Here is an 11696-nt window from a genome sequence, read left to right on the forward strand (position 1 = left end):
GGCGCCCCCCCCCCCGGCCCCGGGCGGGGGCGCCGTCATGCGCGGGCCTGGAGAGGTCAGCAGCCGCCGCAGTTGTAGTACGTCACGTCCCAGTGGTTGCCCTCGTCCGCGTAGACGTTGCCGGAGCCGGACTGGTACTGGGGTGCGCCGTCACCGCGCAGGCCGATGTAACTGAAGACCCCGTGCACGTAGTTGGTGAGACAGGTGGTCTTGCCGAAGTCGAGCTTGTAGCCGTTCCAGTGCGAGTACGTGCCACTGGCGTGCCCGGTCTCGGTGCCGCCGGTGATGTTGAGCGCACAGCCCGTGGCGCTCTTGAGGGTCTGGGCCCCCTGGGCGGTCGGCAGGTTGAGCTGGTCGAAGGAGGTGCAGGTGGAGACGTTGCGGTTGGAGCAGCCGCCGGAGGACGACCAGGTGATGCCGGACGAACTGAATCGGGCGGTTGCCTGGCTGTGGGTGAGCTTGGTGACGGCGTAGGCGTCCGTCGTACTGGAGACGACACCGATTCCGGGGGCGAAGAGGACGCCCAGGACGAGGGCGAGTGCGGTCAGGACGGGGCGCAGCGTCATACGGGACACCATGAAGGACTCCTCCTGTGCATGACAAGGTGGGCAGGGAGATAGTGCCCGAGTTCTACGCGCGTCCGCCAGAGGGTCCTGCGGTGACGGTCACGTGAACACCCACCCTCCCCGGGCCGGCGCCCCACACCCTTCCGTAACAGTCGGGGTCACGGATGTTGAAATTTGAACAAGATAGGTCTACAGTGAATCTCGTTGAAGGTTAAACAACTCGGTCGAGCACCGCTCGATCACGTCCCGGAGGAGGAGCCATGGCTCTGTTCAACCGCAAGAACGACACCGCCCCCGCCGCCACCATCGCCGTCGACCCCGCCCTGGCCGCCCTCACCGGCGAGTACACGATCGACCCGGCCCACAGCAGCATCGGCTTCACCGTCCGCCACGCCATGGTCACCAACGTGCGGGGCTCCTTCGGCGAGTACGACGGCAGCCTGAAGCTGGACGGCAGCGACCCGGCCAACTCCACCGCCTCGATCGACGTCAAGATCGCCAGCGTGGACACCGGCATCGCCGACCGCGACGGCCACCTGGTCAGCGGCGACTTCTTCGACGCCGAGAAGTTCCCCCTCATGACGTTCCGCTCGACGACCGCCGAGCAGCTCGGCGGCGACACGTACCGCGTCACCGGTGACCTCACGATCAAGGACGTCACCCGTCCGCTCGCCATCGACCTGGAGTTCAACGGCTCCGCGACCGATGTGTACGGCAACGAGCGCGTCGGCTTCGAGGGCAGCGCGGACATCCTGCGGTCCGACTGGGGCCTGACGTGGAACGCGGCGCTGGAGACCGGCGGCGTGATGGTCAGCGACAAGGTCAAGCTGACCTTCGACATCTCGGCGATCAAGGCCGCACCGCAGGCCTGACCCCCGGGTACACCCCGCACCGAGCGCGCCCGCCTTCCACCCCTTCCGGGGAGGACGGCGGGCGCTCGCGTTTCCGGCGTGCGGCCCGGCGTCTTCGTCTTGCGACCCTACTCCCGAATATAGTACTTCTTATACATGAGCGAGCAGGTGCACAACAGGTTGGCGATGGTGCGCGCGGAGCGCAAGGTGTCGCGGCAGGCACTGGCCGAGGCGGTCGGCGCCCACTACCAGACCATCGGCTACATCGAGCGCGGGCAGTACAACCCGAGCCTCGATCTTGCGTTGCGCATCGCCGAGTTCTTCGGACTGCCGGTGGAGGCGCTGTTCTCGCTCCGGCCGTTCCGCCCGCTCACGGACGAGGTCTACGGGAGGAAGCAATGACCACCGGATCCGAGCCGCTGTCGTAGCCGGGCACCGCCCGCCGGACGTCAGAGCGGCTCGTGGTTGGCCCAGACGACCTTGTACGGGTACCGGGCCTGCCAGCGCCGGATGAGTTCCTCGCCTCCGGGGGCCATGAGCGAGGCGTTGAGCGCGTCGGGGCCGCTCACCCCGAACTGCACGATCGCGGTGGCGGCGAACACCGGGCTGTGGTCGTCGGCGGGCACGCGGATGTGGTGCTTCGCCGAGAACGTCTGGACCCGGCCGGCGCCGCGCATGAGTTGTTCGATGTCTTCGAGGAACTGATCCAGCTCTGATTCCGGAACGGGGTTGTCGAACGAGACGATCATCGTGTGGTGAATCATGAGTCAATCGAACCCCGGTGTACCGCATGAAGTCCAAGACCGATCGAGCCTGGATCGATAACCTGTGGGCATGGGTGATCTGGAGACGCGTGAGATCGAATACTTCGCCGCAGTCGCCGAGGAGCTGCATTTCGGCCGGGCCGCCGCACGCCTGTCCATCGCGCAGCCGGCGCTGTCGAAGGCGATTCAGCGGGTCGAGTCACGGCTCGGGGTCCAGTTGCTCGTGCGCTCCAGTCGTCACGTCTCGCTGACCCCGGCCGGGGAGGCGCTGCTGCACCACGGCCGCCACGCGCTCAACGCGGTGAGTGCCGCGGCCGAGGCCGCACGCCGGGCCGGCGCACCCGAAGCGCATCTACGGCTGGTGATCAAACCCGGCGGCGATGCCAACCTGCTGTCCGGCATCCTCGCCGCGTACGCCCGCCTGCCCGACGCCCGCCGGGTGGACGTTCTGTTCGGTGGGGCCACCGACCGCGCCGACCATGTGCGCGACGGCAGAGCCGACCTGGCGCTGCTGTACACGCCGTTCGACGACCTCGCGGGGCTGGACCACCGGACGCTGTTCGTCGAAGGACGCGTCGCGATCCTGCCGCGCGGACACCGGCTGGCCTCACGGGACGAACTGCGGATGGCCGATCTGGAGGGCGAGACGCTGCCTCGCTGGAAGGGAGTGCCCGATGGCGGAAGCGGGCCGGAGATCGTGGACGTGGCGCAGATGACCCAGCTGATCATGCTCGGGCGGACGATCGCGATCCTGCCCCGTTCGTCGGTCGAGCCCGCTCATCCGGGACTGGTCCACAAACCGGTGACCGACGCGCCGCCCAGCCGGATGGTCATCGCCTGGTCGCAGCTCGATCACCGGCCGCTCGTCGCCGCGTTCGTCGAAGCGGCGGTGTCCGCGGGCCGGGCCCGGCCGGGACCCGACGGCACCCAGGGGGTGAGCCCCGTCGGGTGACGTCGCCGGGGACGCCCGGCGCCCGGGGCCCTGCTGAGGGCAGCCGCCGCCGGGTGTGCCCGGGGCCCTTCTTGCCACGGGCGGTCGGGGCCACGGCTGCCGTTACGGCTCCCTCGCTCGCGCACGCCGTGACAGCGGGTCAGCGGGTCAGCGGGTCAGCGGGTCAGCGGGTCAGCCCATGCTCTTGGCGCCGTCGATCGACTCCCGGATGATGTCGGCGTGGCCGGCGTGCTGAGCGGTCTCCGTCATGATGTGCATCAGCACCCGGCGCGCCGACCACCGCGCGTCGCCCTCGTACCACGGGGCCTTGGGAAGCGGCTGGGTGGCGCCCAGGTCCGGCAGGGTGGCGACCAACTCGTCGGTACGCCGGGCCACTTCGGCGTAGTCGGCCAGCACGCCCGCCAGCGTCTCGCCGGGCTGCATCCGGAAGTCACCGGCCCGCCGCTCCCAGTCGGCCTCGGTCATCGCGGTGAAGTCCGGCATGGCCGACGGACCGTCCACGATGAAGTCCACCCAGCTCCGTTCGGCCGAGGCGACGTGCTTGACGAGACCGCCCAGACACAGCTCGCTCGCCGTGCTGCGCAGCCCGGCCTGCTCGTCGGTGAGGTCACGCGTGGTGAAGCGGAGGAAATGCCGGTGCTTGGCCAGGGCGTCCAGCAGATCGGCGCGCTCGCCGGTGACGTCCGGGGCGCCGGCCACGTCGCGGGGGGTGGTCTCGCTGACGGTCATGGATCACTGCTTCCTGTCGTCCCTGCTTGCCTGTCAAGGAACACCGTAGGAGCCCAATAGGTCAGATCACGACCTCAATTGAGCCTGCCCGGAACGCAGTTCGCCGCTGTCGGGACCTGGGCGAGCGACTGGTGGGGCGTCGGCGGGCACCCTTCCTGACCCGCACGGGGAGGCCTTCACTCCCGGTTCCCGGCGAAGGCCCACCCGTCGCGGCACGGCGCGGGAGCTCCCGCCGTCAGCGCCGGCGGACCTTCAGGGCGTTGTCGGTCCGGGTGGTCGGGTTCCCGTCCGGGTCGTTCTGGACGCGCTCGTGCTCCGCGCTGAGCAGGACGTCCCATTCCCCCTCGGGCAGTTCGAGGGAGGCGAGCACCTCGTCCGTGGTGGGGAGCTCCACGTCCGGGTGATCGTGCTCCCAGGACGGGAAGCCGGCGTGGCCGACGATCAGGAGCACGCCGCCGGGGGCGACCGCGGCGGCGGCCCGGCGCAGGATCCGCTCGCGCGGCAGGTCGCCCATGGAGTGCAGGAACTGCGCGGAGACCAGCTCGTACTCCCCCTCGGGGAACGAGACCCCGAGGTCGTGGAACTGCCAGTCGATCCGGTCGGCGACCCCCGCCTCGACCGCGTGCTCGGCGGCACGCCCCAGAGCGACGCGCGAGATGTCGGTGGCGGTGACCTGCCAGCCCCGGCGGGCGAGCCACACGGCGTCGGCCCCCTCGCCGCACCCGAGGTCCAGGGCGCGTCCCGGCGTCAGGTCCTCCACTTCACGGACGAGCGCGGTGTTGGGGTTGCCGCTCCAGATCCGGCGGCTCTCGCGGTAGCGCTCGTCCCAGAGTTCGGCGTCGGACGTCTTGGCCGCGTCGGAGGCGGTGCTGTCGGTTGTCATCGTGTCTCCTGCAGTCCGTGACGACGGTTTCCGAGGGTCTTCTCGCAGACCTGGCGCTCGGCCGCCGCCGAGAAGGGCGCGCGGCGGGCCTCGACCGCGCGGCGGGTGTCCTCGGCGACGAGGTCACCGTTGATGGCGGCACCGGCCTTCAGCCCCGCCGCGGCGGACCCGATGACCTGCTCCATCAGACTCGCGACATTACCGGCCACCCATACCCCGGGCACCTCGGTCGCCCCCGTCGGATCGGCCGCGATGTACGTGCCGAGGGTGTGGCCGCCCATCTCCAGCGGAGTGGGACGCAGACCGAGCCCGTCGAGCACCCCGGAGCGCGCGGTGAACCGCGGCTGGACCACGACGGCATCGCGCGGGACGACCCGGCCGCCGGCCAGCCGCACCCCGGTGAGACGGTCGCCGCTCACCTCCAGCCCGTCCACCTCCCCGTCCACGACGGCGATGCCCCGCGCGGCCAGCTGCTCGTACTCCTCGTCGCTCGGCTCGGGGGCGTCGTGGAGGAAGAGGGTGACATCGGCGCTCCACTGGCGCCACAGCAGCGCCTGGTGCACGGCCATCGGCGTCAGCGCCACGATGCCGATGGCCGTGTCCCGGACCTCCCAGCCGTGGCAGTACGGGCAGTGCAGCACGTCCTGCCCCCAGCGGTCGGCCAGGCCGGGGATCGGCGGCAGCTCGTCGACGAGCCCGGTGGTGACGAGGAGGCGACGCGCGGTGACAGCGGTCCCGTCCCCCCGTACGACCCGGAACCCGGCGCCGCCCGGCAGCTTCTCCGCCGCCGTGACCTCACCCTCGACGATCTCCGCCCCGTACCGGGCCGCTTCCTCACGGCCGATGGCCACCAGCTCCGAGGGCGGGGTGCCCTCGCGGCCCAGGTAGTTGTGCACGTGGGACGCGGGTGCGTTGCGCGGGCTGCCCGCGTCGATCACCAGCACCGAACGCCGGGCGCGCCCCAGGGCCAGCGCCCCGCTCAGGCCGGCGGCCCCGCCGCCGATGACCACCACGTCGTACGCCTGTGTCATGTCGCTCATGCGAAACACCTCCATCTGGGGAAGATGGTGCGCGCCGGACCTGGATTCGGCAAAGATCCTTGCCGAAACGGCAAACCGTCGCCGGACGACCTTGCCCGGGACGACCCTCCCCCTACGCCGCACGCACCGGCGAACGCCGAAACCGGCAGCAGCCCGCACGACCTTCGGCGTGGGTGGACCCTGCATGGACGGCGTCCTACAATCCCGACATGGCATCCGGAGGGGAACGCGGCGTCGAACTAGCGGAAGTCATCCGTCAGTTGAGGAGGGAACTCAAGACCGCTGCGGCCGAAGGCGCGGGGGCGGGCGAGGCTCTTCAGTTCGAGGTGGGGCCCGTGGAGATCGAGGCGACCGTCGCGATCTCACGCGAAGCCGGTGCCCATGGCAAAGTGCGGTTCTGGGTCGTCGAGGCAGGAGCCGACGGCAAGCTCGCCCGATCCGCGACCCAGCGGATCGCGCTCACTCTGCACCCCAAGGCGGTGGCGCAGGACGGCACGACGCGCTCTCCCCTGATCTCCGGTGACGAGATCGATGGCGAACGCTGAACCCTTAGGGCAGAAGGGCGGCAGATGGGATGATCCCGGACGTATCGCCGAGGTGATCGTCAGCCGCTCGGAGGGCAAGAATTCACGGGCATCCGGCTATCTCGTCGCCGACGGCAAGGTGTTGACCGCGTGGCATCCGCTCGAGAAGGCGTCCGCCGTCCAGGTCCGGTTCAACGCGGACCGGCAGGGCGAGGCCAAGTACGAGGCGTCGGTGGAGTGGTCGGACGACGAGACCGATGTAGCCGTGCTCGCCTTCACCCCGTCGGCCTGTGGCCCTTCCGCCTCCTCCCCTGGACCCGCGCCTCCCGGCCGGCACCCGGCCCCCGCGACGGCGCCCGCATCGTTCGGCTGCGTCAGCGAGAGTGCCGCACGAGTGGAATGCCTCGCCTTCGGCTTTCCGCTGTTCAAGCTCCGCGAGGGCGCCTACCGGGACCTGGAGGCCGCGGAGCTCACCTGCCTGCCGGTCGCCAATCGACGACAACGCACGCTCGACCTCAAGACCGTGCGGCCTCCCTCGCCGGACGACGATCCTCGCGGGGGGAAGACCGGACGGGATGGCGGGGACGGGTCGACGAACGCCGCGTACAAGCCGTGGGAAGGCATGTCGGGGGCAGCCGTCTTCAGTCGCGGGCGGATCATCGGCGTCGTCACCAGCCACTACGCCTCCGATGGCGGCGCCCTCACCGCGGCCCGGATCGACAGCCTCCAGGACCGGCTGCCCGCCGACGAACTGCTCCGGCTGGAGCAACTGCTGGGCTGTGGCGGACTGGGCGCCGGCGACTTGGTCGACGTCGGCCTGCCGGAGTTCCCCACAGGTGTCCGCACCCACCTGCAGATGCTCGCGAAAAGATTCAGTCATGACAAGTACCTGACGAGTGATCATATAACGTTCGTCAGCCCCGGTGAACACCACGACGCGGATCCGGACAAGCTCCTTGAACGGCTGGCGGCAGCTTCCGCACCAGGTTCCAGGTCACTGGGAGTGGTGCTCGTCGGCGCCGCGGGGACCGGCAAGACCCGTACCTGTTTCGAGGTGGCGGCCAGGGCCGACAGGCAAGGCTGGACCGTGCTGCACCTGGCGCCGAAGAAGCTCATCACGGCAGAGGAGCTGGCCAAGGTCGTAGGCGATCTGCACGCGCGGAACAGGGACGTCCTGCTCGTGCTCGACTACCTCGACGGCTATGAGCGCCTCGACCTCCACGAACTCGCGGAGGAAGTGCGGTCGGAGCCCACCTCCTCGGCCCGTCTGGCGGTTATCGGTTCGCTGCGCCCCGGAGCGGTACCGCGGGCCACCGGGCAGCTCCGGGTCCTCGACCAGGTGAAGGTCTCGCAGGAAGGAGAGCACCAGACCGCCGTCGCCACCCGGATCATCGAGGCCGTCGCCACGAAGGCCGTGACCGCATACGGCTCAGCGCGGCTCGCCGATGTCTGCGGACACCGCCCGGCACTCACCCTGCTGATCGCGCGCGCGATCGAGTCGCGCGTACGCGAACAGACGCATGGCGGACTGGACCTCTCGGGGCTGCGCAACCTCCGGGACCTGCAGTTCTGGCTGAAGGACCGCACCCTGGAGGACCTCGGGGACTCACCGACCGCACTCCTCGCCTCCGCCGTCGCAGCCGCCTCCTGCCCCCAGGAGAAGGAGGCGGTGCAGCGAGCCGTCGGCTCCTTCCTCGACCTGCACCAGGACCGCGGCTTCACGGCCGGCGGGATCGGCGTCGTCGGGCAGTTGTGCGCGCTCGGCTGGCTCCTCGGCTCGGAGGGCGACATGCTCGACGTCATCCACGACTTCGTGGCCGACGAACTTCTGCAACAGGCACTGCAACCGCGAGCGGGGCAGCTCCAAGCCGACGCCGCCACACGGATGTTCTCCGCCTTCCTCACCAGTACGTACACCTTCCGGCTCGCCGCCGACGCCGTACGGCGGTGGTCAGCCGACCTCGATCCGGCGGTGCGCGACGATGTGCGCCAAGTCTGCGAAGAGTGGCTCGCGAGCGGGGGCGGCCTCGCCGAACACATGGGGGGTGAGGCCGATCTCGAGGAGACCGGCCGGATTCTGCTGACCCTGTTGTCGGGGCCGCCTTGGCAGTCCGGGGTCATCGCGTCATGGGACTCGCTGGTGCGGCCCTGGCTCGAGAGGGCCGAAGCCGAGGCTCCGCGCCTGGCGGGCGGGCTGTTCACCCACTCGATCCGCAATACCTCCGACGCCGTTCCCGCACGTCTCTCGTCGGCCGCCCTGGAGTGGCAGGCGGGCAGGCGCCACCAGCTGCACGAAACCCGTCCGGTCCTCGAAGCCCTGCTCCGGGCGCCCGGCGTGCCGGCCGAGCACCTGGACAAGGCCGCGGAGGAGGCGGTGGAGTGGCTGCGACAGCCCGTCCTGAAGGGCGGGCTGTCGCTCGCCGGTGCGCTGCTGGCGCGCGACGACCTGTCCGAGGACCGCGTCGAGCAAGCAGTCGACAGCGGCCTCGGCGTGGTCCGCCGGCTCCTGCCGACGGCCGCCGCCGCTCACGTGCTGCGCGCGCTCCTCTCCGAGAACCTCGGAGGCGACCGGACCTCCGAAGCACCGAAGCTCGCTTTCGACTGGCTCAGACTCCATCCCGACGCCGACACGGCCTCCTTCGTCCTCCCCCCGCTGCTCAGACGTGAGGATCTGGACCAGGGCCGGACGAGGAGCATCATCGATCGCTCCCTCAATTGGCTGGAGGGGCATGCCACTTCCCCCCTTGCGTCATTCGTCCTGAGGGCTCTTCTCGGACACCCGGCGCTGCGGGGGAAGACGGCCGACACCGTTGTCGGCCTCGCCTGCTCGTGGCTCGCCGAGCACGGGGTCGAGCACGATGCGACGTTCGTGCTGAACCCCCTGCTCGCACGTGTTCCCACCGCCCCGGAGGGGATGTACGACGCCGTCGGTCCGGCCCTCGACTGGCTTGAGGTGCACAGCCGGTGCGAAGACGCGTACTTCGTGCTGCGGAGGCTGCTCGAGAAGAGGGAACTCCCCCAGGGGGCGGCCGGACGCGCCGCGGAGCACGCCCTGAGATGGCTGACCACGGGGCATCACGGCACGCAGGACGCCGCCAAGTCGGTACTCGGGCCTCTGCTCAAGCACCGCGGGCTGCCGGAGGCTGAGGAGCACTGTGCGGCCGGGGTCCGCTGGCTCGACTCCCCCGGCAACCTGGGCGGGGACGACGCGACCTTCGTCCTCCAGCCGCTGCTGGCTCATCCGAGGCTCGGCCCCCACAGCGAGGCGGCTTCCCGCCACGCTCTCACCTGGCTCAAGGGCCACCGCGAATCGCCGAACATCTCCTACGTGCTCCAGCATCTGCTTCCCGTCGGCGCCCGTATCGGCCGCACCGACCGCAGCGCCCCCGCCGACTCCGCCGGTGGTGGGGAAACCGATGCCGTCGATTACGCGCTCGCCTGGCTCAGCACGGGCACGCTCGGCACATCTCCCCAGGCACGCTTCGTGCTGGAACCCCTGCTCAAGCACCCGGCGGTCGGAACACGTGCCGCGCCGCTCGCCCTCACCTGGCTCGAAGAGCGCGACAACGGCCTGAGCGACACGGCTTCGTTCGTGCTGGAAGCTCTGCTGGTCCGCCCTGGTACGGCCGAGGCGCCCCGAGCCGACGCGCTCCGGTTCGCCCTCGACTGGCTGGACCTGCACCACGCTGCCGAGAACGCGCCCCGGATACTGAAACACCTGCCCGGTTACCGCGTGTCCGACCGGGAGCTCCGCCGGCGCACCGTGGAACGCGTACTGGAGTGTGCGGGCCACGGCCACACGGCGCTGACGAAGGACAGGCTCCCGGCCCTGTGCCGATTGGGGCTGGTGCCGCTTCCGTACGAGACGAGAGCCGCACTGGTGGACCTGGCGCTCGAGGAGGCGTGCAGCCGACAGCCGATGAGTTCGCAGGGGAAGAAAGTACTGCGCGCCATCCTTGCCCGGACGGATCTCGACCCGGAGCGTGCCGCCGCCGTCACAGCACTGGCACGGAAGTGGCTCGATGAGCAACAAGGGCTCTCGTCGTTCTCCGGGGCCGTTCTGGGGCCTCTCCTGGACCCGAGCCTCCCCGCTTCCGAACGAACCGAGCGCGCGGCCGTCGTGGGCGTGGCGCTCGCCTGGCTGGAGACGTACGCCGGGTCCCCGTACGCCGGCCACGTTCTGGCAGCGCTGCTCGAAGGGCCCGGCTTGACGCCGCCGCAGACGGAAGACTGCCTCATGAAGGCGGCCGACTGGCTGAGCAGGCGGGAGAACGTTGACGTGGCCATGGGCGACGAGCACACCGCCCGCCTGGCAGTGCTTCTCGGCCACGGGTAGCGGGCCAGGGACACGCAGCCGTACGGACGGCGTCCAGCAGTGCGACCCAGGAGGTCCGGCCCGCTTCCAGGACGGCCAGGACAGCGACGGGGAGGAGTGCGGCCGGGCGGCACGAGCAGGCGCCTGTTGCGGGCGCCGCGCCCGTCGACAGGTCAAAACAGCCGCTCGTCACTCGCCGGGGCAGCGGGCGCCGTCGCGAGTGGCCGCGAGGTGGATGCGGCGCGTCGGGATCTCGCCCTCGTACGCCTCGCGGACCGTGCAGGCGTCGACGCGGAACGCGGCGGTCTCGGCTGCGGCGCGGAGCTCGTCCTCCGTGAACTCCGCCCAGTACACGCGCAGATCGCTGCCCAGCGGATCGTCGATCACGCCGTCGCCGGTCCCCTCCTTCGCCACGAGCAGGAGCTGTCCGCCCGGCCGGACCGCCGCAGCCCACGACGCCAGCGTGGCGGGGAGTCCGCTCTTCGGCTGGTCGTGGAGCGAGTAGTACGAGACCAGCCCGTCCAGCCGCTCCCCCGCCGTCTCCCGCTGGTCCATGACCGTGAACCGGCACCCGGGCTGCTCCCGCCCCGCGAGCTCGACGCAGCGCGGTGACACGTCGATACCGAGCACGTCCAGACCGCGTTCCGCCAGCAGAGCCGTCACATGACCACAGGGGCCGCAGCCGGCGTCGTACACCCGGCCGCCCTCGCCGACACGTCCCGCGAACGCGTGCAGCGCTTCCCGGTCCAGTGGTTTGCCGTCCAACTCGTGCCGGAAGAGCCGGAGATAGTGGTCGGCGCGCGCGTCCCAGGTTCGGACGACGTCGGCGGCACTGCCGGGCTCGGGCGGGGGCAAGGGTGCGTCGGCCATCACCGTAATCTAGCCCGGCGCGGACAGCGTTGACGCGCGCGGCGGCGGCGTCGAAAGCCGTACCGTCGAGCCCGCCGGACGCACTCCTTCGCGCACGGTCGTGGAGCCGGGCGGGACCCCGGGAGGAAACGCGAGGGCCGCAGCGGCCGGGGGGGGGCGCGGGGGGCCGCGCGCGGCACACGCGCCAGCCCCCCCCCGGCGG

At 70.7% G+C, this 11696-nt stretch carries 11 protein-coding genes; 5 read left to right on the top strand and 6 right to left on the bottom strand.

From position 1 onward, the window contains the following. Positions 1-56 precede the first annotated feature (56 nt). The gene (locus tag ABZ454_RS21570) at positions 57-578 is read right to left on the bottom strand and encodes a hypothetical protein (protein WP_356325727.1); all 522 of its coding nucleotides are present in this window, start codon (positions 576-578) and stop codon (positions 57-59) included. Between the two features lie 248 nt (positions 579-826). Between ABZ454_RS21570 and ABZ454_RS21575 the strand changes: the two genes are divergently transcribed. Both ABZ454_RS21575 and ABZ454_RS21580 read left to right on the top strand, forming a co-directional pair. After that, on the top strand, positions 827-1438 hold the full coding sequence (locus ABZ454_RS21575) for a YceI family protein (protein ID WP_356325725.1): 612 nt from the start codon (positions 827-829) through the stop codon (positions 1436-1438). 135 nt (positions 1439-1573) lie between these two features. Continuing rightward, entirely contained in the window at positions 1574-1819 is a 246-nt protein-coding gene (locus tag ABZ454_RS21580; protein ID WP_242585783.1) for a helix-turn-helix transcriptional regulator, read from the top strand. A 47-nt stretch (positions 1820-1866) separates the two neighbouring features. Here the strand turns inward: ABZ454_RS21580 and ABZ454_RS21585 are convergent, their stop codons facing one another. Continuing rightward, entirely contained in the window at positions 1867-2181 is a 315-nt protein-coding gene (locus ABZ454_RS21585) for a hypothetical protein (RefSeq protein WP_359539992.1), read from the bottom strand. 70 nt (positions 2182-2251) lie between these two features. Here ABZ454_RS21585 and ABZ454_RS21590 point away from each other — a divergent pair, with 70 nt between their 5' ends. Further along, positions 2252-3133, top strand: a complete 882-nt coding sequence (locus tag ABZ454_RS21590; RefSeq protein WP_359539993.1) for a LysR family transcriptional regulator — start codon at positions 2252-2254, stop codon at positions 3131-3133. Positions 3134-3304: 171 nt separating this feature from the next. Here the strand turns inward: ABZ454_RS21590 and ABZ454_RS21595 are convergent, their stop codons facing one another. From ABZ454_RS21595 to ABZ454_RS21605, 3 genes are all read right to left on the bottom strand, one after another. Then, on the bottom strand, positions 3305-3862 hold the full coding sequence (locus ABZ454_RS21595) for a DinB family protein (protein ID WP_356325717.1): 558 nt from the start codon (positions 3860-3862) through the stop codon (positions 3305-3307). Between the two features lie 235 nt (positions 3863-4097). Further along, positions 4098-4745 (bottom strand): class I SAM-dependent methyltransferase, encoded by a 648-nt coding sequence (locus ABZ454_RS21600; protein ID WP_359539994.1) that lies wholly within the window; start codon positions 4743-4745, stop codon positions 4098-4100. Next, positions 4742-5785, bottom strand: coding sequence for an NAD(P)/FAD-dependent oxidoreductase (locus tag ABZ454_RS21605; protein WP_359539996.1), 1044 nt, complete (start codon positions 5783-5785; stop codon positions 4742-4744). Before ABZ454_RS21605 ends, ABZ454_RS21600 begins: the two co-directional genes overlap by 4 nt. A gap of 209 nt (positions 5786-5994) precedes the next feature. Between ABZ454_RS21605 and ABZ454_RS21610 the strand changes: the two genes are divergently transcribed. After that, a complete protein-coding gene (locus ABZ454_RS21610) occupies positions 5995-6330 on the top strand; it encodes a trypco2 family protein (RefSeq protein ID WP_359539997.1) in 336 nt (111 codons plus the stop codon). Next, positions 6317-10645, top strand: a complete 4329-nt coding sequence (locus ABZ454_RS21615) for a trypsin-like peptidase domain-containing protein (RefSeq protein WP_359539998.1) — start codon at positions 6317-6319, stop codon at positions 10643-10645. The genes ABZ454_RS21610 and ABZ454_RS21615 overlap by 14 nt, the downstream gene beginning before the upstream one ends. A gap of 168 nt (positions 10646-10813) precedes the next feature. Here ABZ454_RS21615 and ABZ454_RS21620 read toward each other — a convergent pair whose 3' ends face one another. Then, positions 10814-11494 carry a class I SAM-dependent methyltransferase gene (locus tag ABZ454_RS21620; RefSeq protein WP_359539999.1) on the bottom strand — a complete coding sequence of 227 codons (681 nt, stop codon included), beginning with the start codon at positions 11492-11494 and terminating at the stop codon, positions 10814-10816. Between the last annotated feature and the right edge of the window lie 202 nt (positions 11495-11696).

This window comes from Streptomyces sp. NPDC005803 (genome assembly GCF_040630435.1).
Taxonomy (GTDB): domain Bacteria; phylum Actinomycetota; class Actinomycetes; order Streptomycetales; family Streptomycetaceae; genus Streptomyces.